At 70.9% G+C, this 23,962-nt stretch carries 29 protein-coding genes; 8 read left to right on the top strand and 21 right to left on the bottom strand.

All coding sequences use genetic code 11. The features are described 5' to 3' along the window. The first annotated feature begins 123 nt into the window (after window positions 1-123). Both ABD343_RS36365 and ABD343_RS36360 read left to right on the top strand, forming a co-directional pair. Window positions 124-1,029: a ParA family protein gene (locus tag ABD343_RS36365; protein WP_344534563.1), complete on the top strand. Its 906-nt coding sequence runs from the start codon at window positions 124-126 to the stop codon at window positions 1,027-1,029. Continuing rightward, window positions 1,026-1,940, top strand: a complete 915-nt coding sequence (locus ABD343_RS36360) for a hypothetical protein (RefSeq protein WP_344534561.1) — start codon at window positions 1,026-1,028, stop codon at window positions 1,938-1,940. The genes ABD343_RS36365 and ABD343_RS36360 overlap by 4 nt, the downstream gene beginning before the upstream one ends. Before the next feature lie 216 nt (window positions 1,941-2,156). Here ABD343_RS36360 and ABD343_RS36355 read toward each other — a convergent pair whose 3' ends face one another. From ABD343_RS36355 to ABD343_RS36270, 18 genes are all read right to left on the bottom strand, one after another. Continuing rightward, a complete protein-coding gene (locus tag ABD343_RS36355; RefSeq protein ID WP_344534559.1) occupies window positions 2,157-2,795 on the bottom strand; it encodes a hypothetical protein in 639 nt (212 codons plus the stop codon). Window positions 2,796-2,893: 98 nt separating this feature from the next. Further along, on the bottom strand, window positions 2,894-3,037 hold the full coding sequence (locus ABD343_RS36350; protein ID WP_344534557.1) for a hypothetical protein: 144 nt from the start codon (window positions 3,035-3,037) through the stop codon (window positions 2,894-2,896). Between the two features lie 5 nt (window positions 3,038-3,042). Then, complete coding sequence (locus ABD343_RS36345; RefSeq protein ID WP_344534555.1) at window positions 3,043-3,330, bottom strand: hypothetical protein; 288 nt, start codon at window positions 3,328-3,330, stop codon at window positions 3,043-3,045. A gap of 4 nt (window positions 3,331-3,334) precedes the next feature. Then, a complete protein-coding gene (locus ABD343_RS36340; RefSeq protein WP_344534553.1) occupies window positions 3,335-3,604 on the bottom strand; it encodes a hypothetical protein in 270 nt (89 codons plus the stop codon). Beyond that, window positions 3,601-4,350, bottom strand: a complete 750-nt coding sequence (locus ABD343_RS36335; protein WP_344534551.1) for a nuclease-related domain-containing protein — start codon at window positions 4,348-4,350, stop codon at window positions 3,601-3,603. Before ABD343_RS36335 ends, ABD343_RS36340 begins: the two co-directional genes overlap by 4 nt. Further along, entirely contained in the window at window positions 4,347-5,030 is a 684-nt protein-coding gene (locus tag ABD343_RS36330; protein ID WP_344534549.1) for a hypothetical protein, read from the bottom strand. Before ABD343_RS36330 ends, ABD343_RS36335 begins: the two co-directional genes overlap by 4 nt. 144 nt (window positions 5,031-5,174) lie before the next feature. Then, entirely contained in the window at window positions 5,175-5,780 is a 606-nt protein-coding gene (locus ABD343_RS36325) for a hypothetical protein (protein ID WP_344534547.1), read from the bottom strand. Then, window positions 5,777-6,370: a hypothetical protein gene (locus ABD343_RS36320; RefSeq protein ID WP_344534545.1), complete on the bottom strand. Its 594-nt coding sequence runs from the start codon at window positions 6,368-6,370 to the stop codon at window positions 5,777-5,779. The genes ABD343_RS36325 and ABD343_RS36320 overlap by 4 nt, the downstream gene beginning before the upstream one ends. Window positions 6,371-6,496: 126 nt before the next feature. Then, complete coding sequence (locus ABD343_RS36315) at window positions 6,497-6,919, bottom strand: hypothetical protein (protein ID WP_344534543.1); 423 nt, start codon at window positions 6,917-6,919, stop codon at window positions 6,497-6,499. 4 nt (window positions 6,920-6,923) lie between these two features. After that, on the bottom strand, window positions 6,924-7,190 hold the full coding sequence (locus tag ABD343_RS36310) for a hypothetical protein (protein WP_344534541.1): 267 nt from the start codon (window positions 7,188-7,190) through the stop codon (window positions 6,924-6,926). A 191-nt stretch (window positions 7,191-7,381) separates the two neighbouring features. Continuing rightward, the gene (locus ABD343_RS36305) at window positions 7,382-7,636 is read right to left on the bottom strand and encodes a hypothetical protein (protein ID WP_344534539.1); all 255 of its coding nucleotides are present in this window, start codon (window positions 7,634-7,636) and stop codon (window positions 7,382-7,384) included. Beyond that, window positions 7,633-7,887: a hypothetical protein gene (locus tag ABD343_RS36300; RefSeq protein ID WP_344534537.1), complete on the bottom strand. Its 255-nt coding sequence runs from the start codon at window positions 7,885-7,887 to the stop codon at window positions 7,633-7,635. The genes ABD343_RS36305 and ABD343_RS36300 overlap by 4 nt, the downstream gene beginning before the upstream one ends. A gap of 13 nt (window positions 7,888-7,900) precedes the next feature. Next, the gene (locus ABD343_RS36295) at window positions 7,901-8,929 is read right to left on the bottom strand and encodes a C40 family peptidase (protein ID WP_344534535.1); all 1,029 of its coding nucleotides are present in this window, start codon (window positions 8,927-8,929) and stop codon (window positions 7,901-7,903) included. Window positions 8,930-8,932: 3 nt separating this feature from the next. Beyond that, on the bottom strand, window positions 8,933-9,454 hold the full coding sequence (locus ABD343_RS36290) for a hypothetical protein (protein ID WP_344534533.1): 522 nt from the start codon (window positions 9,452-9,454) through the stop codon (window positions 8,933-8,935). After that, complete coding sequence (locus ABD343_RS36285) at window positions 9,454-11,991, bottom strand: hypothetical protein (protein ID WP_344534531.1); 2,538 nt, start codon at window positions 11,989-11,991, stop codon at window positions 9,454-9,456. The genes ABD343_RS36290 and ABD343_RS36285 overlap by 1 nt, the downstream gene beginning before the upstream one ends. Next, window positions 11,988-14,708 carry an ATP-binding protein gene (locus tag ABD343_RS36280; RefSeq protein ID WP_344534529.1) on the bottom strand — a complete coding sequence of 907 codons (2,721 nt, stop codon included), beginning with the start codon at window positions 14,706-14,708 and terminating at the stop codon, window positions 11,988-11,990. Before ABD343_RS36280 ends, ABD343_RS36285 begins: the two co-directional genes overlap by 4 nt. Before the next feature lie 54 nt (window positions 14,709-14,762). Then, window positions 14,763-15,137 (bottom strand): hypothetical protein, encoded by a 375-nt coding sequence (locus ABD343_RS36275; protein WP_344534528.1) that lies wholly within the window; start codon window positions 15,135-15,137, stop codon window positions 14,763-14,765. A gap of 8 nt (window positions 15,138-15,145) precedes the next feature. Further along, a complete protein-coding gene (locus ABD343_RS36270) occupies window positions 15,146-15,514 on the bottom strand; it encodes a hypothetical protein (protein WP_344534527.1) in 369 nt (122 codons plus the stop codon). 274 nt (window positions 15,515-15,788) lie between these two features. Between ABD343_RS36270 and ABD343_RS36265 the strand changes: the two genes are divergently transcribed. The 4 genes from ABD343_RS36265 (at window position 15,789) to ABD343_RS36250 (ending at window position 20,389) form a co-directional block, all read left to right on the top strand. Continuing rightward, window positions 15,789-16,613: a ParA family protein gene (locus tag ABD343_RS36265; RefSeq protein WP_344534525.1), complete on the top strand. Its 825-nt coding sequence runs from the start codon at window positions 15,789-15,791 to the stop codon at window positions 16,611-16,613. Then, window positions 16,610-17,365, top strand: a complete 756-nt coding sequence (locus tag ABD343_RS36260) for a hypothetical protein (protein ID WP_344534523.1) — start codon at window positions 16,610-16,612, stop codon at window positions 17,363-17,365. The genes ABD343_RS36265 and ABD343_RS36260 overlap by 4 nt, the downstream gene beginning before the upstream one ends. Before the next feature lie 169 nt (window positions 17,366-17,534). Beyond that, window positions 17,535-19,658 carry an FtsK/SpoIIIE domain-containing protein gene (locus ABD343_RS36255; RefSeq protein ID WP_344534521.1) on the top strand — a complete coding sequence of 708 codons (2,124 nt, stop codon included), beginning with the start codon at window positions 17,535-17,537 and terminating at the stop codon, window positions 19,656-19,658. Then, entirely contained in the window at window positions 19,655-20,389 is a 735-nt protein-coding gene (locus tag ABD343_RS36250; RefSeq protein WP_344534519.1) for a hypothetical protein, read from the top strand. Before ABD343_RS36255 ends, ABD343_RS36250 begins: the two co-directional genes overlap by 4 nt. Window positions 20,390-20,500: 111 nt before the next feature. On the opposite strand, the gene ABD343_RS36245 is transcribed toward ABD343_RS36250, so the two are convergent. Together ABD343_RS36245 and ABD343_RS36240 are read right to left on the bottom strand one after the other, a co-directional pair. After that, window positions 20,501-20,956: a hypothetical protein gene (locus ABD343_RS36245; RefSeq protein ID WP_344534517.1), complete on the bottom strand. Its 456-nt coding sequence runs from the start codon at window positions 20,954-20,956 to the stop codon at window positions 20,501-20,503. Between the two features lie 154 nt (window positions 20,957-21,110). Next, window positions 21,111-21,626, bottom strand: a complete 516-nt coding sequence (locus ABD343_RS36240) for an AAA family ATPase (protein WP_344534515.1) — start codon at window positions 21,624-21,626, stop codon at window positions 21,111-21,113. A 339-nt stretch (window positions 21,627-21,965) separates the two neighbouring features. Between ABD343_RS36240 and ABD343_RS36235 the strand changes: the two genes are divergently transcribed. Continuing rightward, a complete protein-coding gene (locus ABD343_RS36235) occupies window positions 21,966-22,307 on the top strand; it encodes a DUF6233 domain-containing protein (RefSeq protein ID WP_344534513.1) in 342 nt (113 codons plus the stop codon). Between the two features lie 88 nt (window positions 22,308-22,395). Here the strand turns inward: ABD343_RS36235 and ABD343_RS36230 are convergent, their stop codons facing one another. Then, complete coding sequence (locus tag ABD343_RS36230) at window positions 22,396-23,547, bottom strand: DUF2637 domain-containing protein (protein ID WP_344534511.1); 1,152 nt, start codon at window positions 23,545-23,547, stop codon at window positions 22,396-22,398. Window positions 23,548-23,601: 54 nt separating this feature from the next. On the opposite strand from ABD343_RS36230, the gene ABD343_RS36225 reads away from it, so the two are divergent. Beyond that, the coding region (locus ABD343_RS36225; protein ID WP_344534509.1) for a hypothetical protein at window positions 23,602-23,962 on the top strand (361 nt) is incomplete at its 3' end.

The following is a 23,962-nucleotide window of genomic DNA, read 5'->3' as shown; positions in this document are numbered from 1 at the left end:
CCGCCCCCCGACCAAGATCATTCTTTCCCAATTAGGCAAGAATGATCTTGGTCGGGGGGCGGGTGTTGTGCGAAGGGGGTGACAGGTCTTGGCGGGGTGGTGCGGCTGGCTATCGTCCTCCCCATGACCGAAACGACCGCAGAACCTTCGATCGGCGCTCAGGCGACACGGTCGAGGGAGGCGCTGCCGGGTGCGGACGAGCACCAGGAGCAGCCGGAACAGAGCGTCGACCTCTTCCGCCCCGAGGGAACCCGCGTCCTCGCGATGTGCAACCAGAAGGGCGGGGTGGGCAAGACCACGACCACGATCAACCTCGCGGGAGCGCTCGCGGAGTACGGGCGCCGCGTCCTCGTGCTGGATGGCGACCCCCAGGGCAACGCGACCACGGGCCTCCACGTGGCCAGTCCCGGGCCGAGGGACCTCACGCAGGCCCAGGTGGTGCTCGACGCGCTCGACCCGCAGCCCTTGATCGCTCAGACGAATGTGCCGAACATTCAGGTGCTGCCCGCGAGCCTGGACATGACCGGTCTCTCGTCCGACCTGCGCGACACCGGTACCGGGCTGACGCTGTACCGCGTGATGGTGGACAAGCTCCGGGCCCTCGGACTCTGGGACGACATTCTGATCGACCAGCGGCCCGCCCTGGAGCTGGACACCGATGCGCAACTGGTGGCTTCGGACGGGGCGATCATCATGGTTGACGTGGATGAGTGGTCCATGGACGGCCTGAAGAGGCAGGTGGCGCAGCACAAGAAGGCCATGGCGCGCGCGCAGCGCGACGACTTCGAGGTCGTCGGCCTCGTGGTCGGTCGCGTGCAGAAGCCCATGGGCCACTTCGACAAGGCCGTCTACGACCTGCTGCGCGCCCACCCGACCATCCGCTGCCTCGCAGAGATCCCCGTGCGCGCTGCCGACATCAAGGAGTCGCGGCACCAGGGGCTTCCCGTGTGCCAGGCCCGTCCCCGTACGGACACCGCGCAGTTCTTCCGGGAGATCGCGCTGAAGGGGAGGCTGGTGAAGGCAGCATGAGTCCGGACTTTGGCCTGACCTGGGGGGACCCGGACGAGTCCGAGGAGACGGCGGATGCCCTCGCCACCGTCGACACGACCAGAGAGCAGCGGCAGCAGGCGCAGGCCGAGGAGGTCGCCCGGCAGGTCGAGGCCGCGGTGGAGGCGGCGACGCCGAGCCTCAGCAAGATCCCCGACCCTGTCGCCCCGGCGGGGGACGGCCCCCTCACCGTCGAGGAGAGGGAGCGGCGGGACCGGTGCGAAGAGGGCATCGACCTGCTCAACAAGGCGTACTACATCGCGGGCAAGAGCCTGGACACCATGGCTGTCGGACGCCTCTTCCGGGACCTCCCGCACAAGGAGGACCCCGCCCGCTGTTACGAGACGATCGAAGAGTGGGCGTGGGTGGAGAAGGGGCTCCGGCAGTCCCGCGCCTCGAAGCTCCGCGCGGGCTGGGAGCTGGGTGAAATCCTCGCGGCCCGGGGATACGACGCGCCTCTCGGGCAGGTGCTGGAGCTGGTGCCGGTGAAGAACGCGCACGGAATCCCCGTCGCTGTCGGCGTGTACGAGCTGGTCGTGAAGTCGGCGGGTGCTGCCGGGGTGACGGCCGCGCGGCTCCGTGAGGTGGTCAGGATGCTGCCCGGCGATCTGGCACTCAAGGACGAGGACCCCATGGAGATCGCCAAGACCCTCCAGGGGCAGCTCGTTGCGGAGGAGCCGGGGCGGGCCCCAGCGCCAGCGGCCCCGGCGGTCCCGCGAGAGGTACGGCAGAGCGTGGACCGGCGCGCGGTGATGCTCGCGGACCGCTTGGACCGGGGCCGTATCCCGCGCGGGGAGCTAATGCTCCACCTGCTGCGCGCGTTCGCGGACGACCAGGACTCGACCGTGTTCGACGCCGTCCTTGCCCGCATGAAGGAGGCCGGGCCGGAGTAGGCAGTCCGCAGGCGCGCACGACGCCCCGGCCAAAGGTGGTGGCCGGGGCGTCGCTGTAACTCTCGGCCAGCGCAGGAGAGTTCGCAACCGCGGCCTCGGGGTGGCCTCGCGCTACATCCGCCGGTGAGGCTCCGCTCCGCCGTACTGATAGCTGACGGTGCCTCGGTCAGGTTCTTCACGAACAACTTGACCGAGGCACCGGCCACCTCTGACCGGCTACTCGGTCCACAGGAGGTAGAGGGGGCAGGGGGTGAGGTCGTCGGGGGCCTGCCCGGTGAGCAGCAGTCGGTGGTAGTCGTACGCCGACGTGAGGTTGAGGACGATCTCGCCGTCGGTGTCGTAGGGCTCGCTGACCGCGCGCAGGTCCCACGCGAACCCGAGCGGAGTGGCCTGGATGATGCGGCGGCCGTGGAGGTGCGCGACCGTACGGGCGGGGACGGGGGTGCGGGCTCCAGGCTGGTCGGGGCCGGGGGCGAGGCGGCGGAGCAGGGCGCCGGCATCACCGGGAGGCGGCACGGGCCGCTGCTCCTGGTCCTCGTCGGGCTCGTAGTCCAGGCGGTGCTCGATCCAGACGCGGTCGACGTCGACGCGGCGCGGGATGACGGGGCGTTCGGGTGTGATCCGGGTGCGCCAGTAGTCCAGCTCCGGGACGAGGTCGAGGCGGTCGGTCCCGTCGGCGTCGCGGCGGGCCTCGCCGAGGACGCGCAGATCATGCAGGAGGCCGATGCCGGGCAGGGAGGCGATGGCGCGGGCGCGGTGCAGCTCGGCGACGTGGGCGGCGGGGACGGGCACGGCGGCGGGCGGCACGGCTTGGTGCCAGGTCTCCACCCGCAGGTGCGGCAGGTCCTCGCTCATGCAGGGAGTATCCCGCACCGTGCGGCGGATGGGAGCAAGAGGAGAGGGGCTGAAGGTTGCCCTTCAGCCCTCTCCTCTTGCTCCCGGGTGGGTGTGTGTCAGGGGGCCGCCACGAGGACGGCCAGGGTGACCCCGCAGAGGACCCCGCCAGTCTTGACGTAGTCGGAGAAGTCAGCGGCATTGGCCACGACGGAGAACGCCACAGTGAGCGCGAGTACGAGAGCCGACCGGCGCCAGTGCATGCGGGCTAGTCCTTCTTGGCGAGGTCGATGGCGCGGGCGCGCCCGCGCTGGGTGAGGTGGAAGTAGTTGGTCGCGGTGTACTTGGCGGGTTCCCTCTCCAGCAAGCCCTGGCGTGTCCACGCGTACAAGAGGGAGAGGGAGAGGGCGAGGTCGGGGTAGCGGTTGAGGTCGGCCGCCCGGCATACTCCGGCCTCGGTCAGCGGCTTCTCGGCGTCGAGCAGGACCCGCGCGATCCTGGTTTCGACTTCTGTGGCCGAGGGCGGGAAGACCTTGTGAAGGAGGCGCTTCAGCATGGGGTCATCCTTCCAGCGGGGTCGTGGTGCCGTGGGGGGATCGCGAAGGGTCTTCGTGGTCCTGGGCGGCCTGGTAGCGGACGCGGTCGAGTTCCCGGGCCTGGGCGAGGAGGCTTCCGGCGGTGAGGGGCATGTGCCGGTCGGCGCAGTCCTCGGCCCATGACTGGTGGGTGTGGCAGGTGGCGCGGTCGTCGGGGTGCATGCCGTTTTCCTCGCGCTGGTCGTCGCGGTCGAGGGCGGCGGCGAGCCGCTTGGTCACCGGCTTCCGGGTCATCGGGTCGACTCCTTGGTGTGCGGGGGGAGTTTCTGGCGTGCGCGGGCGGCGAGGGCGGCGGCGCGCTGGCGGTCGGGGGTGTAGGGGATGGAGCGCAGCTCGCGGCGGAGCTGGCGGGCGCTGACGATGGTCAGGCCGTCGAGGCGGATGCGTCCGTGCGGGACGCGTGCCCCGTGGACGACGATGAGGGGCGCGACGGGTACGCCGAGGACGTCGGAGACGCGGGTGGCGATCCGGCGGGCGCCGGTGAGCATGTCGGGGTAGGAGCGTCCGGCACAGCGCAGGCCCGCTCCGTCCCGGGTGGTCGTGACGATGCCCCGGCGGTTGAGGTGCTTGGTGTCGATGGCGACGCCCCCGCGGCCGTCGGGCAGCAGCACCAGGTGGTCGGCGTTGGCGCTCGTCGCGGGGAGCGCACGGTCGTGCAGCACGGTCCAGCCGCGCCGGGAGAGTGGCCGGAGGAGGCGCGCGGTGCGGTGCTCGCCCTCGGCACCGTGGCGCCAGCGGATGACGTCCGGGCCGGGCCGGTAGACGCGGCGCAGGACGAGGACCGGGCCGCCGAAGACGACGCCGAGCACGGCCAGGCGCACGAGCCCGGAAGAGCTGGCGCAGGTGGGGATGAGGATGAGGTCGACCAGGAGGAGCCCGGCGAACAGGGGGAGGCCCTGGCGGTGCTGGCGGGCGATCTCGGCGCGGCGCAGCTCGCGGGCGCGGCGGCGGGCGGAGGCTCCGGCGGAGTGCGCGGTCACAGCAGCGCCCCCTCGCCGAGCTGGGAGCGGACGGCGGTGACGGTGACGGGCAGAGGCGTCCAGAGCCGCTGTCGTCCCCGGCAGGGCACAGGCCGCTCCAGGGCGCGGACGTCGGAGAGGATCCAGTGCCACACGTCGGGCTCGCCCCACGCGGGGCAGCACCGGCCGAGGTCGGAGGCGCGGTGCCAGCCGGAGAGACGGGCGATGCCCACGACAGCCTTGTAGGTGAGGTGGGGGAGGAGGCCGGGGTCGTTCTCGTGGACGTCGGCGAGGGCGCGCAGGTCGGCTCCGGCGCCCGCGTGCAGGAGGATCCACGCGTTCCGCAGGTGCTTGGGGGGCGCCCATCCGCGGTTCTCGACCCGCTTGTTGCGGTGGAGGATGCGGGCGGTCCACGGCTGATACGCGGTCAGGCCGCGGATGGGCGTGGGCTGGAGCTTGTCGGGGCCGTAGCGGTGGACGAGGTTGTAGGCGGCGATGCGACGCGGCCCGGCGGTCTCGGGGCGGTCGCCGAGGGCTTGGGCGTCCTCGGCGCGGGCGGTGGTGAGGCCGTAGCCGGTGAGGATGAGGGTGATGGTGGCGCGGGCCTGGTCCGGGGTGAGGGTCGGAAGGTCGGCGGTCGGCAGGGTGCTGACGCTCAGGGCGGTCACGAGGTCGTCGGCGATGTACGTGGCGGTCATCATCGTCCTCCTGGTCAGGGGGAGGAACGCGCGGCGGGCGGCCGGTGTTGGGCGGACGGTCCCGCCGCGCGGGCCGGGGTCTGTCCGGCCGCCGAGCCCGGCATCCCGGAGAAGGGGGATGCCGGGCAGGGCGGGAGGACAGACCGCCTAGGGGCGCAGGCGGCAGACGTCCGCGTCGGCGGGCGCGGCGACCTCTTCCCGGAAGCTACTCGGAGGCTCCATCAGGTCCACGAGCGTGGTGTGCACGTCGCCGGTCCGGAGGGAGGCGGCAGCGGCCTCGGGGGTGAGGTCCCCCGCGCGGACGGCGGCGGCCATCAACGCCAGGGCCGCAGCGGCGCATGAGGCCCGGTGCGCGAACGCGGTGACGTCGGCGGGAACCTCGTCGTAGTTGGCGTCGGGGTCGCCTGCGGGGTCGGGGGCCGGTGTGCGGGCCGGGATGGGGAGCGGGCTGGGGAGCCAGAGGTCCACGTACCAGGAGCCGACCAGCGTACGGAGCAGCAGGGCCCGGTGGCCGTCGATGTGGCAGCAGCGCACCTTGCCGCCGAAGAATCGCCGGAGTGAGCGGATCGTCTCGGCGGGGGCGTCGTCCTCGGCGAGACGGCCGCGCAGGGTGCCGTGCTGGGTGATCTCCCAGGAGAGGACGGACGGCATGCCGGGGCGGCGCAGGACGCGGGTGAGGGTGTGGGCGGCCCCGAGCTGGGTGCCGCGCCGGAACTCGCGTCCGTCGGCGGGACGGAGGGGACGGCGGTTCATGCCTGCCCTCCCTCGGTGGTGCTGGTCGCGGCCACGCCGTGCTCAACGATCAGCGGGAGCAGGAGGGCGTGGACGGCGTCCGCGTGGGTGTGCCACGCTTCCGCGGCCTCCGACCAGTCCGAGGCGGCGAACTCCCGTACCTGGATATGGATGCTGGCCTCGGTGGCGTGCGCGGTGGACAGCGTGTGTACCGGAGGGCCGGTGAGGGTGAGGGTGGGGAGGGCGACGCGCGTGCTGGCCGGGGTGGTGGCGAAGCGCGGCGTGCGGCCGTCGCGGAGCGCGGCGAGGGCGTGGCTGGTGCCCCAGGCGTACGTACGGGCCGTGCTGAACCAGGTGCGGCTGATGGACGTCCGCAGGCCCTGGTGGGAGAACGCGATCCGCCCGAGGACGTCGGCGTACGGCATGTATCGCTCGGCGCTGGGCTGGCGCAGGGCCTCGCCGGGGAGGTCGGCGCGAAGGGCGTCTTCCTGGGCCTGGTCGTGGTCGCGGGCAACGCGCTGGTACGCGTCCCGGGCGTCCCGGGCGGCCGTCTTGAGGGCGTGGATGGAGGCGGAGAGGGTGCTCTGCCACGGGTCGGGTGCTGCGGACATGTGCTGTCTCCCTGGGTGTTGGGCAGGGTGTGCGGTCGGTCTCCTCGGCGGGGCCGTCCGTGGCTAGCGGACGTGGTCAACCCCCGGCGAGGAGTGGTTCGTTCGGTAGAACGATGATCTGTTGCGTCAGTTGCTCTGTGTCAGGTTGTGGATGTAGCTGCCGCTGTAGCCGCCGAGGACGGCTCCGGCGTCGCGGACGCTGGCGCCGAGGTCGAGCAGGCGGCGGGCTACGGGTGCGGCGGCGGTGCGGGCGTCCTCGGCGGCCCGGCGGGCCTGCTCGGCGAGCTGGTCGGCGCCGGCCTTCAGCTCGCGTACGCGGGCGGCGTCGGCGTCGAGGGCGTCGTCTCCGGTGTGGTGGGTGACCTCCAGGGCGAGGGCCTCTGGGTCGAGGCCCTCGCCCTGGGCGATCTCGGTACGGACGCGGGTCTCAAGCTGGGACAGCGACCGCATCGTCGGGTGTACCTCGGGCAGTTCGGTGATCGTGCCCTGCCAGCGTCCGCCCTGGGTGAGGGTGGCGCGCAGGTGGTAGCTGCTCGGGGTACGGCTCATGGGATCAGGGGGTCCTCTCCGTGACGATCCCGTACGCACGCCAGACGTCCAGCCAGTCCCGGTCGTCGACGGTGTCGGCGGTGCCGGTGATCCGGCGCAGGGTCGCGATCAGCGGTACGAGCTGCTGGACGGCGCGTTCCCGCAGCCCGGGGTCGTCGGGGACGGTGGACAGCTCAACGAGCGTGCATGCCGCGTCGTTGACCTGGTCGCCGTCGAGGTGATCGGCTCCGCCGGGCAGGGGGGTGAGGGTGGCGAGGTGCGGGGTGGACAATGGGTTACCTCCTGTTGGAGGCGGGGCGCGGCAGTCGTTGGTAGCGGGGCCGCGCCCCGCGTGCGTGGATGTGCCGCCGGTCCGTGTGAACCAGCCCTCCCATACTGTTCTCGCTGGAAACAGTTGTCAATGGGAAAACGCTTGCGCCCGTACCCCTCTTTCAGGGGGTACGGGCGCAAGCGTCTGTGCGGTCAGTCCTCGCCGCATTCGTGGTCGGAGTACGTGGGGCTGTCGTCGCCGAGGAGGTAGGGCCCGGAGGTGGCGCCGCAGGCGTCGCAGCGCCATTCCGCGCTCCAGGTGACCTCACCGTCGTTCTCGCACTCGTGGCCCGCGTACGCGGTCTCCTCGTCGCCCCAGGTGGCCTCACCGGAGGCGCCGCACACGGGGTGTTCCCACTGCCCGCCCCAGACGACGTCGGGCGCGTACTCGGGGCTGGTCGTGCTCACCAGGACCCGCCCTCGAACTTGAAGTCGGGAAAGTAGCGCTGGACCACGGCCTCGAACTCGTCCCGGGACAGGGTGAACAACCCGGCCTTGCGCATGGCTCTGTTGGCCTCGTACGCCAACGGTTCGACTGTCGCCCCGGCATGCTCCGGTGCGGGGTTGCCGGGCTGGAGTGCGGCGTCGGTTGTCTGGCACAGCCGGTAGTACGCCTGGACGGCCTTGCGGACGGTCGGCTCGTCGTCGGATACGGGCATGGGGTGCTCCTTGTCAGGCGGGGGAGGTGCGGCTGAGGGCGGATTTGGGGAGGCGGCCGAACCGCATCTTCTCGCCCGGGTCGTACTCGCGGACGCGGACGTCGAGGCCCGTGCGCGGGGCCTCGACGGCGAGGCCGGGCTTGACGACGACCATCACGTGCGCGGGGCCGCCGCTGCGGAACTGCGTGAAGATGAGATCGCCGGGCTTCTCCTGCCCCTTCTTGATCGGGGTCGTGAGGGTGTGCATGGCCTGGGAGGTGCGGGCGGAGAGCTGGTATCCCGCCTTCCTCCAGCCGTAGACGATCAGCCCCGAGCAATCGAAGGAGTCCGGGCCGGTCGCGCCCCACTCGTACGGCTTGCCGACCTGGGCGAGCATGGTCTTCAGCGCGTCCCGGGTGGGACCGGCCGGGGTGTCGACGGCGGCGGTGCAGCCGGTGGTGTCGATCTGGGCGCGGTCCGCGGTGCCCCGTCCGATGGACGCCACGATCTGCACCGCGCGCTTGGTGTGCTTGGCGTAGGCGTCCGGGAAACCGCTCTTCTCCACGGCCTGCGCGGCGTCGTTGACGCTCATCTTCTCCCAGCCCGGGACGCTGAGCAGGGCGCGGTAGAACTTCCCGGCGGCCCAGGTGGGGTTGTGGAGCTGCTTGGGGGTGCCCCAGCCCATCGAGGGGCGCATCTGGAACAGGCCGATGCTGTCGCGGTCGCCGCCCGGGTGGTTGGTCAGGTTGCTCTCCTGGAGGGCGGCGACGATCGCGACGACCTGACCCCGGGTGGGGACCTGGTTCTTCTGCCCCACGGCGATGATCGTCTGCGCGTTCCTGATCTGGTGGGCGTTGAGGCCGGTCTTTCCGTCGCCGTCGCCGACGGCGACCGCTTCGGAGGGGCAGGGCAGGCCGCTCATCGAGGGCGAGGCGGCGGCGGTGCTCAGCATCGACATGGTGGTCAGCAGGAAGGCGACTCCGGCGGCGGCGAGGGCGAGGGCGAGCACGGCCAGGCCCCGCCGGCCGCGTCGCGAGGACGCGGCCAGCAGTACGGGGTTCATCGTCTACGCCTCCGGTTGCGCGCCGGGTTCGATGGCGTAGGCCCACCAGCGTTCGCCCTGCCACATGAGGTTGACCGTGACCGGCCCGGCGTCCGTGGAGACGGCAACGGACGTGAGGGTGTCGCCGCCGGTGTCGGTGTTGCGGGCCTTGCCGATTTTCCTGCTCTCGATCCGGTCGGGGTCGACGGACGCGAGCCGGGCGGCGAACCGCTCGGTGACGTGCGGCTTCAGATCCCTCAGCCACGCGTCCCGGTCCTGGTGTGAGGCCCACAGCGCGACGACGGCGCGGCCGGTGTCGAGCGCGGCGTTCAGGTCGGGCGGGGTGCTCGGGCTCGGGGAGGCGGGTGCCGAGCTGCGCGGCGCCGACCTGCTCGGGGCCGGTTTGGCGTCCTGCTCCTGGTGCTCGTCCTCCCCGTCGAGGGCGGCGACGAGGACGAGCACCAGGACGACGGCGCCGAGGACGGCGACCAGCCGACGGGGCGAGTGCAGGACCCAGGCGAGCGAGCTGCGGATGCGGTCGTTCATCAGGCTCCTCCGTCCTCGTCACGCTCGGGGGTGCTGGTGCCGGGCTGCGGCGGCTCGGCGCGGTGCGTGTCGTAGCCGCTGGTGCTGGTCGGGCTGTAGACCACGAACACCTGCCCGCCGTCCTCCTCGATGGTCGGGGCGACGAACGGCGCGGGCCGGTCGCCCTCGTGCGGCGCGCGCGGCGGCGGGGGAGAGGCGGGCGGCTCCTGCGGCGGGGTGCTGCTCGGCCTGCTGCCCGTGCCGGGCGTCGAGACCGGGCCCGGCACGGCGGAGGGCGCGGCAGGGTCCGGCATGTCCTCCTGCGCGGCCTGGCGGCGCTCGGCGGCGCGGGAGGACGCCTCGCCGACGACCGGCGGCGGGCTGCCCTCGGCGCCGGTCGTCGGGGTGCTGGTGGGGTCCGGGATGTTCGGCGGGGCGATGCCGTGGGCGCGGTCGCGTGCCATGGCGCGGCCGAGGGCGTCATGGAAGGGACGGGGCGGCGGCGGGGCCGAGGAGGCGCGGGCGGCGGGCGCGTCGTCCGCGTCGGCCACGGCCGTGGCCGAGGGCCGCGCAGCGGCTCCCGCCGTCGGCTGCTCGGGGACGGTGGGCCGGTCCGTGTCCGGCGTCGTGGTGTCGCTGCCTGCGGCGGTGCCGGTGCGGTCCGGCGTGTAGGTGGCCGGGGTGGACTGGCCGTTGTAGTCGTCCCACCAGTCCTGATCCGACCAGCGGTACCCGCCGTCGTCGTGCTCGGGGGCGTCGCCGTTGCGGGCGCGGGCCGAGACGAGGTCGTTGAAGTCGGGCCCGCGGCCGTGGCGCTCCTGGTCGCCGTCGGCGGTGAGGTCGTCGGAGAGGGTGCTGTCGTGGTCCTCGGGACCCTCGTCCCCCTTGCCCTTCTTGCCCTTGCCGTTGACCATGCGTCCGATCTGGCGGGCGCTCATCCGGCCCTTGGCGTAGCCGAGCGCGGCACCGCCCAGGGCGGCCTTGGCCGCGCGCGGCGCCCCGATCCCTGCCTGGAACCAAGAGGAGTTCGGGGAGACCACGGCAGCGAGCCTGCGCATCGGCTTGGTGATCATCCACATCATCACGGTGAGGATCCACAGCAGGACGACCGCGAACCAGTCGGGGAAGGCGTTGTTGCTGAAGAACGTCTTCACGAACAGCACTTCCATGGCGGCGCCGAGAGCGAACACCGGCGCGTTGATCAGCGCGGCGGCGACGCTGGAGCCCAGAGAGCGCAGGGTGCCGCTCATCAGCCGGTGCAGTGCGATGACCGCGATGGCGGGGAAGAACACCAACGCGGTCGGGATGATCAGCCGCGCGGAGATGATCAGCGTGGACGCGGCGAAGCTGTAGGCGTTCGCGGGCGTCGCCCCGAGGCCGGTCTCAAGCGCGGTGGACAGGCGGCCGTCGGCCTGCCCGGTGAGGTACTGATAGGCGTCCGAGTCCTCCTTTTTGACCTTGGACGCGATGTCCTCCCACTTCTTCTGCTTCGCCTCGATGATCTTGTTGCGCTCGTCGTCGGGCAGGCGGGACTCGGCCCAGGTGAGCGACTGCGCGTCGTACAACTTCATGCCGTACTTGCGGGCGACCTTGCTGTCGGAGTCGCCGAAGTTGCCGCGCAGCCATCCCTCGTACAGCACGCCCTTGGTCAGCAGATTGCCCTGTGCGACCCCGGGCTCGGAGCCCCGGGTGACGTCCCCGGCTACGCCCTGCTGGAGCTGCCCCACCGTCTCCACGATCGCCGTGTCGGCCATGCTGCCGACGGCCTTGGGGTAGTTGAACGCCACGCTGGCGGTCGCCATGACCAGGAGCGCCCAGCCGATCGCCCGGGTGGTGGCGGCCATGTCCTTGCGGTGGGCGCGGTAGAGGATGCTGAGGCCGAGGACGACGACGGACAGCCCGATCCAGGGGGCATAGACGGCGTCGCGGACCTGCTTGGTGGCATCGCCGGACAGGTCGTAGATCTTGCTGATGTAGCCCTTGCCGGTGGCCTCTTCCTGCATGCCGATGGCCAGCGAGGTCCACCACCTGCTCGCGCCGAACAGCCAGTTCGCGAGCTGGGTCTGGTAATCGGCGTGGATGTTCTTGAGGCTGTCACCTGCGGTGTCGCACGCGAGGTCGTAGGTGTGCCACTGCATGCCCGCGAGCCCGTACTGCTCGTACAGGTGCGCCGAGGCGCCCTTGCTGCCGGGGCTGAGCGGGGCGGGGGCCTTCCCGGGCTCGCGCAGGGCCCAGGAGCCCGCACCGCGGCCGGGGCGCCCGGGGACGGGCGCGGACTTGCACTCGGGCCGGAGGCCGGCCGGGTCGTCGATGCTCGGCGGCTTCGGCTTCTTGTTCTTGTCCTTCTCGGGGAGCTTGTCGCCCATGCAGGTCTCGTAGGCCGGGGAGTCCTTGCCGCCGGGAAGGGAGTCACAGGGGTTGGCCTGCGCGGGCGTCACCACCTGGGGGACCAGGAGGAACGTGCCGCTGAGGACCAGGAGCAGGAGGCCGAGCACCAGGAGGCGGCGCCGGGCGGGCCGGGCCGTACGGAGGCGCCGGGGCAGGAGGCGCGGCGTCATCGCGGGCCCCCGTTCCCGTTGAGGTGCGCGGCCCCGTTGAGCGCGCCGGTCTTGGTCAGGTCGGCCGTCCACGGGTTGGCGGCCTGCGCGGCCCGGCGGGCGTGGGCGAGGGGGTTCGCGGTGGTGTTCAGCGCCTCCTGGAGGGCGGGGCGGTGCGCGAGGGAAACGGTGATCCGCTCGATACCGCCCTCGCCGTCGCTGAAAATGAACTCCCGGGGGATCTGCGTCTGATCGGAATCGCGGGTGCGCTGGGAGAGACCGGCGAGCTGGTCCTCATAGCCATTGCCGGGTTCGATGCCGAGCATGCGCAGCGCGCCGCGCTGCGCATCCGGCCCGACGGTCCGGCCCACGAACGTGGAATCGATCCAGTTGCCGAGGTCGGCGGACATGAGATCCCCGGCGTCCTGGGTGGAGTACAGCGCGCGGCAGTCGTGCTTGCGGGAGTCGCGGCCGGTCTTCTTCAGCAGCGTGCGGCCGGAGGAGACGGACAGCAGCGCCCAGCACTCATCGAGCGCGAGCCCCTTTCGTTCGTGCATGTCGCGGCCGTAGATGGAGCGCTGCGCGTACCAGGCCGCGAGGTAGAGCAGCGGCATCGAGTACTGCTCCTCCAGCGTCCACTCGTTCGCGGGCACACCGGCCGTGGGCAAGGTCAGGCCCTTGAGGGACATGACGACGAGCCGGTGATGGGCGGTCAGGTAGCTGTCGTCGCCCCCGTCGGTCTCGGGGAACACGAGCTGTCCCTGGGGCATCTCGGCGACGCCGTGCAGCAGCTCGGCAAGTTGCGTAGCGTGCTCGGACAGGGAGCCGTCCAGGGTGGCGAGGGCGTCGATGATGGCGTACGGGCTGGAGTGGACGGAGCAGTCCGCGCGCTGCGCCGCCATCAACAACGCCTTGTTCGTGGCCTCGCTGGTGCGCAGGGACTCCGGCAGCAGCCCGCGCAGCACGTCGACGGCGAGGGTGCGGCGTGAGGCCGCGGTCGTCTTGATCGCCTGCTGGTAGGCGCGCTCGGCCGCGTCCTGGCGGTCACGGGTGTGCCAGTAGTCGGCGGTACGGAAGTGCGCGGGGTCCGGGTCGGGGATGACCCGGAAGGGGTTGAGGGTGCCCGGGGCGGCGTCCATCAGATTGATCTCGCGGGCGTAGGGCCGCAGTTCGGGCAGGCCGCACATGCGGGTGAGGGGCCCGGAGGGGTCGAGGACGACCCACGGGACGCCCATGCGCGTCGTGTCGTAGACGACTTTGCCGATCAGCGTGGACTTGCCACCGCCGAGGGTGGAGACGACGGGGGTGAGGCCGGAGCCCTCGCGGATCTCCTGGGAGCGCCAGGGGTGCCACATCACGGCGCGCTTGGAGGCCCCGGAGGTGTAGCCCAGGTTCACACCCTCGCGGTCGCCGACCAGGGCGGTTGCGGCGGGCAGGGCCCCTGCGAGGGTGGTGACCGGCATCCGGCGCCGGTAGGCGGAGTTCGCCAGGGGCTCGCCCGGGATGTACTCCCGGGCGAGCCGGTACTGGTCGGCGGTGTGGTGCACCAGCACGTGCGTGCCGAAGCGCTTCTTGACCTGGCTGACGCGGTCGAGGAGGCCCTTCTCAGTCGAGGAGGAGACGGCGATCCGGAACCAGCCCTCGACCCTCGTGCCGAGGCCGGTGGCGCCGGAAGACTGGATGTCGTCCTCGGTGCCCAGGGCGTGCTGGCGCTGCCGCGCGAGCTGCTGCTTGATGTCCACCTGGTGCTCGGTGTGGTGCTTGACCTGGTGGTAGATCTTCTGGAGCTGCTGGCGCAGCTCCTTGACGACCTTGTCGGGGTCGCGGACGTCGATGACCGCGCTGACCTCGTAGGGGAAGCCGAGCCGGTCGAGACGCTGGAGCCAGGGGGCGTGTCCGGACTCGGGGATGTCGGGAAGCGCCATCTGGCCGAGGGTGAGGACGGCGACGTAGCGGGTGAGGCTGGTGCCGCTGCGGTGCCCGGTCACGGTGATGTGCGGCGCGTACGCCTCCGGGCTGGCCCATTCGACGGAGTCGGTGTACTCCGCGAAGTCGCCGGGGAGCCACTGGTCGTCGGGGCGCGGCGGGACGTCGAGCGGGGCGGGCAGGCCCAGGCCCACGGAGCGGATGAGCAGCCAGTCCATCTCTGCTGCCGTGACCGGGCTGGCCTCCATGCCGTGCGCGGCCATGATGCCGTCCACCTCGTGGACGTCCCGGGCGAGCGCGTCGAGTTCGCGCTGGCCTCCGGTGAACAGGGCGGAGGCGCGTCCTGCGCCGTTGAGGCGGCCGATGGTGACCCCGTAGTAGACGACCTTGAGGTCCAGGCCGCTCCTGCCCACGTGGATCTGCTCCTCCTGGAGGTAGCGGTCCCAGCCGGGGAGCGGGTTGACGGCCCGCTTGTCGAGGGCCTCGGCCCACAGGTGCACCGGGTAGGGGCGGTGGGTGACGCGCAGGTGGAGACGGCGCCCGGTCAGCTCGGCCACGCGCTTGGCGTGCGAGGCGAGCAGTCCGTTGCGGTCGGCGTCGGACAGGAAGCTCCAGCGCTGCGGGGCGGCGGTGTACCAGGCGGTCACGGTGCCGTCCTGGGCGAGCGCGAGGTGTCCGGTGATGTCGCGAACGGCGAGGCCGGAGTCGTAGCGGGTGTCGGCGGAGCGGCGGCGGGTGGTCAGCAGGCGCCGCCCTCGGCTGCGCGGCGCGTCGGGCGCGGGCGCGGCCTGGGTCGTGTCGTTGGGCTGCACGGTGTTCCCCTCGTGTGTTGGGCAAGAGGCGGTCATCGGAGATCCCCGCTCGGGTCAGGAAGCGGGGGTGTTGTTGCGCTGGCGGCGCTGGACCTTGGCGAGGTCCAGGCGGCCCGTACGGCTGTGCGGGGTGCGGCGCCGGGGGGCGCTGACTTCGTGCCAGAAGACGGTCAGGAGCGGGCGGATGCCGGTCTCGTGCGTGACGCGGTCCATGATCCACATCGTGAGACCGACGGTGACCAGCAGTCCGTAGACCGCGTTCCACGGGCCGATGATCTCCAGCCAGATCTCAAGGGCGAGGATCACCGCGAAGATCGCGGCCCCGATGCCGTAGGCGCGGTACCGCACGGCGAACGGGAAGGTCTGGCCAGGCGGCCCGAGAAAGGTGTCGTCGACCGCGTAGATCTCGTCGTCGGTGTGCATCTGCATGACGGCTCCTAGTTCCAGATCCAGCCGCCGAGGAAGTTGGACACGGCCATCCCGTCGTTGGCGATCCCCATGACGGCCAGGCCGATGAGGGCGATGCCGCCGACGGTGAGGGATGCGGCGGCGTTCTTCTGCTTGGCGCCGTAGAGGATCACCAGCCCGGCAAGAAGGATCCCGACCTGGAGGGCGTCGCCTTTGAGGAACTTCTCCAGGCCGGAGGTTCCGAAGGCGGCGAGCGGGACGAGCACGTCCGCGCGGAGGCGGGAGCGGGCGCCGGCATGGAGCTGGCGGGCGCGGTGACGGTGGAGCCAGCGGCGGAGACGGCCGGACGGCTCGGTGTCGGGCCCGGTCGCGGTGGTGGGGGTGTGCTGAGTGTTCATGGGGTCACCTCTGGGGTTGGTGGGGTGCGGTCGCATGCTGTGACGCCGCATCAAGCGCCCTTAGTTGCATGTGACTTACGCGATTTGGCTTTCCACCATAGGCTGCCATGAGGGGAATGCGATAGCCGGAATCGCCAACTGCCAGGCGTTTCCCGTGCGTTGCCTGATGCGTTGTCCGCAGGTCAGGAAGGGGGCGGAGGGGCCTAGCATGTCGCATGCAATTTGCCGGTCGCCCCGGGCGGCCGGTCGGACGGATGGAGAGAGCGGTCATGACATGTGGATCGGAGTAGGCAAGGGCAAGGGCGGTACAGGGGGGACAACGAGCGCGCTGGAGATCGCGCACGCGGCCGTACGTCGTCGGAGGCAGGAGGGCGATCCGCGGGCGATCGCCGTGCTCGACCTGGACCCTCAGGGCGACGCGACGACGGTGCTGGAGCCCGAGCGCCTGTCGCCCGGAATCAAGGACGTCCTCGCGCGGCCCGTCGCCGACGACCAGCTCGGCGACGGGCCGCTGTCGTTGCGGGCGGTCCTGACGCCGACGGCCTGGGACGGGATCGTGGCCGCGCCCGCCGGGCGGCTCCTGGCGAACCGGGAAATCGACATGGTCCCGGAATCCCTCCGCGCGCTGCGCGGGGCGCGGCTTTCCGAGGAACTGGATGACATGGTCGCCGACGTCGTGGTCGACCTTCCCCGTGGCCTGGGAAATCTTGCTGTGGCCGGGCTCCTCGCGATCGAAGAACTTTTCATCGTCGCGCGCGCCTCGTTGTGGAGCGCACAGGGCGCCGAGGAAATGCGTTACAGCGCGGAGCGAATACGGGCCCGACGGAACCCGGAACTGGAAATCGCCGGAATCATCGTTACCGAATTCGACAGAACGCGGGACGCGAAAAGGATTCTCCGGACTATGAGAGAAAGTCGGACATTGGGGAATCTTGTTCTTTCTCCGCCGATTCCGAGGAATCCTCTTGTGCGGGAATCCATTGAAAGTTTTCATACGCCGCTGCGTGATTTCGGTGATGCCGGGCTTATAGAGATCGCAGACATGTACCAGGGGATTTACGACGAGATGCGGGCGCGTCAGGAGAGGGCGGGGCAGTGACCGAGGAGCGGGATACGGAAAAGGGGCGGCGGGTGCGGTCGGCTCCGGCCGGACTCCGGGAGCACCGCGAGCCGGACCCCGTCGACGTCGTCCTCGGCGACACCCCGGCGACGGCGGACGGCGACAGCGACAGCGGGCGTGACGCGACAGGCGACGGCGTCCCGCGACAGCGACAGACGCGGCGACAGGCGACAGGCGACAGCGACACCGGGCGCGACAGCGACACGGCGACAGGCGACAGGCGACAGCGACACGGCGACAAGACGACGCGACAGGCGACAGCGACAGACGACAGCGACACGCGACACGGCGACAGAGCCGGGCGGGGCGACAGCGACACCGGCGACACCGGCGACACCGGCGACACCGGCGACAGGAGGGGCGGGGCGACAGGCGACACGGAGGGGGCCTCGGCCGCGGGCGCGCACGGCACCGAAGCGGAAGGCCCGATGAAGCCCCGAAGCTTCCCGATGCCCGACTCCCTCTACGAGCGGGCACGCAACGCGATGTGGCACACCCGGGGTCAGCAGGGGGCCGCGCAGAACTTGGCCGAGTTCGTCCGTGAGGCCGTCCTTCAGCACACCCGGGAGGCGGAGGAGCGGCACAACGGCGGGCGGCCGTTCCCCCCGGCACCCAAGTTGCGCACGGGCCCGGGGCCCCGGGGTGCCTCGCGCGGCGCGGAGCTGCGGGCGCGGGGCAAGAGGGGCACGAAGAAGCCCCCGGCGGAGTCCGGCGGGGGCGGGGAGGAGTAGCGGGGCGCAGCGGGATATTCCGGCCTCGGAGGGCTTGACGTCCGGGTTTACGCTGGGTCCTTTTCTTGCTACGCGGCGAAGCGGCCCCAGCGTACCACCCGTGTCAAGCCTGGAGAGGGCGAGCGGCCAAACCAAGATCGAATCACTGAGAGTATCCAAGGAGGAGACCGTGACACAGTCCGCACCCACCTCCGGGCAGCCGCCCTCCAGCGGCCCCGCCGTCCAGGCGGCCACTGCCGGCCTCGGCCTCGGCCTCGTCGGCTGGGCCGCCTCGGGCATGACCGACCGGACCGAGCTGCGCCCGCCGCTGCTCGGCGCCGCGCTGCTGCTGGCCCTCGTGTGGGGCCTCGTCGGCACGTGGCACCACCGCCGCACCAGCCGGGCCCGCGACCTCGCCCAGGCCCTCGCACCCGTCCTCGGCACGAGCAGCACCCGGGGCATGGTGACGGTGCAGAAGCGGAACCGGCAGGGGCCCACTCGCATCAAGATCGTCTATCCGGCGACGTTCAAGGACGCCGACGAGAAGGCGCGCGCGACAGTCCGCGAGATCGTCGCGACACGGATGGGCGCGACAGTCGAGGCGACATGGCGCCGCCACAAGCGACAGCTTCTCTGTCGCCTCGACTATGACGCCGCGACAGCCGACCTGGTCGAGCGCGACAGCGGCGCGACGGGCGACACGACAGGCGACACCGCCGAGCAGGCCGCCATGCGACAGCGGGCCGGGGATGTCGTCCAGGCCGTCATGGGGGCGACAGCGACAATCGACAAGATCACGTTCGAGGAGGGCAGCGACAGCCCCACAGACATCCGTGTCGCCTACGCGACAACGTCGCGCGACCTGTCGCCCGCGTTCCGGCAGAAGCTCCTCATGCAGGTGGAGAGCAAATTGCCGGGCGAATGGAGGGACATCTGGGAATTCGAGGAGAACAAGGTCAGGTTCGAGAAGCGCCCGCCGTTCCCGAGGAATGTGCTGTACCCGGTGGACTACCGGGCGCAGTACGGCGAACTGGTCTACTGCGTGGACGAGGACGGCAATCATCTGTCCTGGGTCCTGGGGTCCAAGACGCCGCACCATCTCGTCGTGGGCCCGACCGGGTCCGGTAAGACGGTGATGATCCGCAACCTCGTCCTGAGTGCGGTACTTCAAGGAATTCCCGTCGTGCTGTGCGATCCCAAGCGTACGGAGTACCTGGATTTCCAGCACTTCCCGGGCGTGATCCTCGTAACGGATACGGAGGATATCGCTTCGGCGATTACGGCCGCGTTCTGGGAAATGCAGGAACGTTATGGGGAAATCGAAGCGGGAATTACCAAGGTTGGCCATCACGGAAAGTTCCTGTTCGTCATGGACGAGTACGCAGTATTCAAGGAACAGGTCAACGAGCTGTGGGCCGAGGAAAAGGCGGCGCGGGCGGCCGAGGGCAACGGCGGCGGCAACAAGGGGCCGAAGGATCACCCCTGCCTGAAGCACTGGGGGAACCTCGTGCTGATGGGCCGCACGGCGGAGATGCACTGCCTCCAGGGCCTCCAGCGTCCGGACGCGGATGTCGTCAAGGGCGTCTTGCGCGATTCCTTCAGGGGCAGGACGGCGCTGGACCAGCACACGCGGGAGACGGCGCTGATGATGTGGGGTGACGCCCGCACGGGCACGAACCTGCCCAGCGTGCAGGGCCGCGCGATCTCGCGCGTCGACGGTCGGACCGCGCGCGAGGTCCAGGTCTGCCGCGTCCTCCCGCCCACGGCGGAGGGGCATGGCGCGGAGGACGCGGCCATGTGGAAGACGGCGTACGCGCGCGCTGCCGAGCCCGAGCTGTGGAAGGACGTCAAGGTCCCCGAGTCGCTGCTGCGGCTCAGGGCCCGGCGGGAGGCGGCCATCCGGGACCTGCAAGACCGCTACGCCGTGCGGGCGGAGGCGGTGCCCGAAGCGCCCGCGCCCGTCGAGCTGACGAAGGCCGCGGGTCCGGACGTCGTCGAGGACCAGGACCAGGAGGACGCGCGCGCGGACCAGCAGCCGGACACGGACACGGCGGCCGTCGAGGACCAGGACGAGGGCGAGGGGGTGACGTGGTCCCCGGCGGGAGCCCACGAGCTGGAGATCGGCGACACGGTGATGCTGGAGGACGAGTGCGGCGTGCCCGAGATCGTGACCGTGGCCGATCTTCACTTCGAGGACGGCGAGGACGGAGCCGAGGTGATCGAGGTGACGGTCACGAACCAGGAGACGGGGGAGACCGAGGTCCGCTCCCTCGACGCCGACGACGTCGTCAGCCGACGGGAGACGGGGCGGTGAGCCCGGGACGGCTGCGCCGTCCGGTCCGCCGGGTGGTGCGGGAGCTGCTGACGGCCGCCGGGCCCCTGCCGTACGCCGACCTCGTCACCCGGTCCACGGTGCGGGCGGACCGTGTGACGACGGCCCTGGACAGTCTCGTCCGGTCCGGATGGGCGGTGCGGGGCGCCGAGGGCTACCGGCTGACCCCCGACGGGCGGGGCTGGGCTGCTGCCGCGCTGGCGGGCACGAGGGAGGGCCGCGCCACGGAGACCGAGGCGAACGACCAGAGGGGCGCGTTCGAGTGGACGCTGTGGCTGAAGAGCGACACGGACCCGACCGTGATGCTCACCGGCCTCACGTGGGCGCGGGAGGAGGACGCGGCCGGGGCCGGCCCCGATGACCTGCTGCCCACCGTCCTTGAGAACGTGCGGGCGCGGTACGTGCAGTATCTGTCAGCGCGCGTGATCGACTTCGACGCGCGCTGGCTCACGGCGGACGAGGCCCGCGCCGCCCGGCGTGAGCGTGAGCGTGCGGAGAAAGCGGATCGGGAGTCCGAGGCGCGTCGGCCGAAGGCGATTCTGCTGATGGTCGCCGGGGTGTGCTGCCCGCTGCTGTCCAAGCCGGTCGAGTGGCTGGGGATCCATCGCGCGCTCGTCAGCTCGGTTGGCGGCTTTCTCGGTGCCGTACTGATCTGCGTAGGAGGCTGGCTCCTGATCACCTCGTTGGCGGGGAGGCGGAGCGGGGAGGCGTGAGGCTCTGTACGGCCGCGAGAGAGCCCGGAGGCAATGGTGGTGCCTCCGGGCTCTCTCGCGACCGTACAACGGGTGTGCTGGCCGTCCGATGTCGCGGTCAGTGGCTGTGGCTCAGGGGCGCATGGCGGCAAAGCCGACGAGGGTGTCGAGTGCGGTGTTCGCAGCCGCGCGCCGTTCGGAGGGCGTCATCTGTTCGCACTCGTGGTACATCCCGTCGGTGGTCTTGCCCAGTCCCGCACGGGCCAGGCGCCGGAACTCTGGGCTGGAGTTGCCCGGAGCGTCGGGATCGACCTGGGAGGGCGGCATGTCCCCCTCTAGGCCGATGATGACGCCGCAGGCCAGTTCCACCAGCCGGGCCGTGGTCACCGCGTCCTCGACCAGCAGCGTCAGCGCGGCATCCTGGCAGGAAACGCAGCCCTCAAAGGCGGCGCCCGTGACGTCCTCGAACAGTTTGCTGTCCGGCGCCCAACCACCAGGCTGCGGCACGGCATCCAGGCTCCAACCGTGATGATCATGCGTCTCCTCTGGCCGAGGTCGACGCTGCTTGCCCGCCTTATCGCGCCCCATGAGAACTCCTCCTCAACACGCCCGCAGGTCTACTCATCAGCGACCGTAGACCCCCACGCCCGGGGGCGGGGCAGTACGAGCGAACACCACCCACTAGCCCTCGTCCGGCACCGGCTCACAGACCCTCGCCGATCAAGGCATGTGCCACAGCTACTCATGCGGGCTGGAGGAGGGCGCCGGGTGGGCCTGCGAGGTAGGCCGCTGACCAGCCCTCGGCGCGGAGGCCGGGGAGGGTCAGCGGCCGTGCCCGGAGCGCCTGTTCGCGGATCACTTCGGGTGGGACCTGGCGTTCGCGGGTGGCGGCGCGGCGGAGGCAGGTCGTGACGGGTACGCGGTGGAGCACGGCCAGGAGGTGCGGGGTGAAGGGCCGGGCGAGGTCGAGGAGGGCGGCCCGCGCGGCGGGGTCGAGGTTCGTGCTGTCGGCGACGGCGGCGAGCTGCCTGCGCAATCGGCCGCGCAGGATGAGGTGCTGCGCGATGCCGGCCTCCGCGGTCGCCCCTTGGTCGTTGGGGTCACCGGCGATCCGGTGCCGCATCTCGTCGCGCCCGGCGACGGCCTCGGGGGCGGCGAGGCTCGCCGCCGTGGTGCTCTTGCCGCTTCCTGCGGGCCCGATGAGGACGACGAGCGCGCCCGGCGGCACGGGGACGAGGGCGGGGCGGTCAAGGGGCATCGGTGCCTCCCTCCGTGGGGGAGAGGCCAGTTCAGCAAAGAGGTGTCGCGATCATGTCGCGCGCGGTGACGGAGGGCGCCCGGTGTTCGTTGCGGGGGCATGACCAGGTCGCGCCGTCCTCTGGGGACGGGATCAGAGCCAGGAGTGCCCCTCTCTGCCGTTGTGGATGCGGGGGGCCGGGGTGAGCGCCGGAGCCCGGCGGAACGGCTGCTGGAGGGGCGCTCAGAGCCTCTGGCAACCTGCGAGGTGTCGGGGCGTCGACGGCTGGGCTGGGGGCCGGGGGCGGTGGCTGCGGACCGGTGAGGAGCTGTGCGGGCCACCTCCGCTAGTATCGAACGCGTGTCTGATTTGCCGCCGGATGAGCCGCGCCTGCGGATTCTGCGTACGTTCCTGGATCAGGAGGCGACGCGGCATGAGGTCGTGGCGACGTATTTGCGGCTCCAGCTCGGCGAGGTCGACGCGGCGCTGAGTGCTGCGGAGGCTGCCCGTACGGAGCCGTTCCGGCTGGTGCCGATGCGGACGCCGCCGGGGCGCGCGGAGCTGCACCGGGCGGATTGCTGGGTGCCGGGCGGTAGGCCGCTCAGCCGTGAGGACGCGCTCTTGGCGCGCGAGGACCGACAGGTGGCGTCGATCTTGGACTTGTGCTCGGCGTGCCGCCCGCAAGATCTCCTGCCGGAGTGAGGCCGGGTGGCCTACCTCGAACGCGAAGGGGCCCCGACACCGATGGTGTCGGGGCCCCTTCGCGTTGGGCGGTGCTGGCCTAGCTGGCCTACTTCTTGACGAGGTCGGCGGAGACCACGCCCTCCTTGACCATGCGGTCGAGGTAGCGCTGTACGGAGCGGGCGCCTACGGGAATCCGGTCGTCGCTGGCAAGGCGGGGACCGCTGATCGGCTGGTTCTGCTCGACGTACTCAAGGACCACGGCCACGGCCTTCTCGTAGTTGTCCTGGCGGAGCTGCCGCCGCTCGCTCTCCTCGCGGGCCTCGCGCTCGATGGTGGTCTCGACCGTCGGGGCGGGTGCCGTGTCGAGGAGGGTGGTGCGGGCGGGGGTGTAGGGGGTGTCGCCCTCGTCGGTCGCGGCCTGGGTGCCGGTGGGCAGGGCGGTCTGCTCGGTCGTGTTCTCCAGCTCGGGCTGGGCCTCGCGCTGTGCGGGGACCGGGAGGGCCGCCGGGGTCGGCTCGTCGGGGGTGGCTGTCGGGGGGGTGGGGACGGAGTCGACCGTCCACACCTGGTGCGGAGTCAGGCGGCCGAGGCGGAGTTCGGTCTTGAGGTCGAGGGGCGTGTGCCAGCGCCAGCCGAAGCGGCCGTACCTCTTGCGGAGTGCGGTGACCGCGCGGATGCGCTGCTCTTCGAGGTCGAGGGCTGTGCGGTAGCTGGTGATCTCCCAGAGGTGCATCCGCCTCCACAGGAGGAACGTCGGGATGGGGGAGAAGATCCACCGCTTCCGGGGGATCGGGTCGGTGTGAGTCCCGTTCGCGCGCCCGATCTGCACGCGGTAGAAGTGCGCGATCACCTCCGTGAAGGCCACCCACAGCAGAGGCAGGATGGTGTGCCCTACCTGGGCGTCCAGCTCGTTGGTGCTGGTGACGTTCAGGTAGATGGTGACGCCGACCAGGGCGTGAGAGAGCCACCTGACCCAGTCGAGCCGGATGTTCACCCGGAGCAGGAGAAGGTAGGACATTCCGAAGACCGGGATCGCGATGTCGACGGCGAGCGGCACGAGTTCGGGGTGCTCGAAGCCCTTGTCCCGCATGTGCTCGGCGACGTTGTCGAAGCTGCTGTAGAGCCCGATGAGGCCGACCGCAGCGGCTCCCAAGAAGACCAGCACGATCACGACCCACTCCGCCCGGTACAGCGTGGGCATCGTCCAAGCCTGCGGGTCTTCCTCGGCCTGCGCGCGGGGCTCTGTGTCGGTCTGCATCCGCGTCCTCCTTTCGTGATGGTCCGTCATGACCGGTCCGCGCCGGGGCTGGCCATGCTAGTGCTCAAGTCAAGTAAGTTACATGTAACTTACTCAGCGACAGGAAGAATAATATCCGAGACAGCACATGAGGTCAACCGGGCGGGCATCGGCGCGCCGAAATTTCCAAAAGAGCACGCGAAGCGTGCTAGCCTAGAAGGCAGAAGAATTGAACCAACGAATTCAGAGATTTGCATTTTCAGGAATTCACGCATCGATCACCTGAATTTAGATAAATTGCATATCTCCGACCCCAGGAAAGCTCACAAGCCTCTGACCTGGAATTTTCTGGCAATCCAGAGACCAATAGGCGGATCAGCAGGCGGCCGTGGCTTTTCGCAACGCGAAAAGCAAAATGCTTGGAGCCGGGGCGCTT

The sequence above is a fragment of the Streptomyces albiaxialis genome, from assembly GCF_039530985.1.
GTDB classification, from domain to species: Bacteria; Actinomycetota; Actinomycetes; order Streptomycetales; family Streptomycetaceae; genus Streptomyces; species Streptomyces albiaxialis.
This window is presented reverse-complemented; position numbering and strand designations above follow the sequence as displayed.

Coding starts and splice junctions, on each gene's coding strand:
- ABD343_RS36365 (WP_344534563.1), top strand. CDS start 124: ATGACCGAAACGACCGCAGAACCTTCGATCGGCGCTCAGGCGACACGG.
- ABD343_RS36360 (WP_344534561.1), top strand. CDS start 1,026: ATGAGTCCGGACTTTGGCCTGACCTGGGGGGACCCGGACGAGTCCGAG.
- ABD343_RS36355 (WP_344534559.1), bottom strand. CDS start 2,795: ATGAGCGAGGACCTGCCGCACCTGCGGGTGGAGACCTGGCACCAAGCC.
- ABD343_RS36350 (WP_344534557.1), bottom strand. CDS start 3,037: ATGCACTGGCGCCGGTCGGCTCTCGTACTCGCGCTCACTGTGGCGTTC.
- ABD343_RS36345 (WP_344534555.1), bottom strand. CDS start 3,330: ATGCTGAAGCGCCTCCTTCACAAGGTCTTCCCGCCCTCGGCCACAGAA.
- ABD343_RS36340 (WP_344534553.1), bottom strand. CDS start 3,604: ATGACCCGGAAGCCGGTGACCAAGCGGCTCGCCGCCGCCCTCGACCGC.
- ABD343_RS36330 (WP_344534549.1), bottom strand. CDS start 5,030: ATGATGACCGCCACGTACATCGCCGACGACCTCGTGACCGCCCTGAGC.
- ABD343_RS36325 (WP_344534547.1), bottom strand. CDS start 5,780: ATGAACCGCCGTCCCCTCCGTCCCGCCGACGGACGCGAGTTCCGGCGC.
- ABD343_RS36320 (WP_344534545.1), bottom strand. CDS start 6,370: ATGTCCGCAGCACCCGACCCGTGGCAGAGCACCCTCTCCGCCTCCATC.
- ABD343_RS36315 (WP_344534543.1), bottom strand. CDS start 6,919: ATGAGCCGTACCCCGAGCAGCTACCACCTGCGCGCCACCCTCACCCAG.
- ABD343_RS36300 (WP_344534537.1), bottom strand. CDS start 7,887: ATGCCCGTATCCGACGACGAGCCGACCGTCCGCAAGGCCGTCCAGGCG.
- ABD343_RS36295 (WP_344534535.1), bottom strand. CDS start 8,929: ATGAACCCCGTACTGCTGGCCGCGTCCTCGCGACGCGGCCGGCGGGGC.
- ABD343_RS36290 (WP_344534533.1), bottom strand. CDS start 9,454: ATGAACGACCGCATCCGCAGCTCGCTCGCCTGGGTCCTGCACTCGCCC.
- ABD343_RS36285 (WP_344534531.1), bottom strand. CDS start 11,991: ATGACGCCGCGCCTCCTGCCCCGGCGCCTCCGTACGGCCCGGCCCGCC.
- ABD343_RS36275 (WP_344534528.1), bottom strand. CDS start 15,137: ATGCAGATGCACACCGACGACGAGATCTACGCGGTCGACGACACCTTT.
- ABD343_RS36270 (WP_344534527.1), bottom strand. CDS start 15,514: ATGAACACTCAGCACACCCCCACCACCGCGACCGGGCCCGACACCGAG.
- ABD343_RS36265 (WP_344534525.1), top strand. CDS start 15,789: ATGTGGATCGGAGTAGGCAAGGGCAAGGGCGGTACAGGGGGGACAACG.
- ABD343_RS36245 (WP_344534517.1), bottom strand. CDS start 20,956: ATGGGGCGCGATAAGGCGGGCAAGCAGCGTCGACCTCGGCCAGAGGAG.
- ABD343_RS36240 (WP_344534515.1), bottom strand. CDS start 21,626: ATGCCCCTTGACCGCCCCGCCCTCGTCCCCGTGCCGCCGGGCGCGCTC.
- ABD343_RS36230 (WP_344534511.1), bottom strand. CDS start 23,547: ATGCAGACCGACACAGAGCCCCGCGCGCAGGCCGAGGAAGACCCGCAG.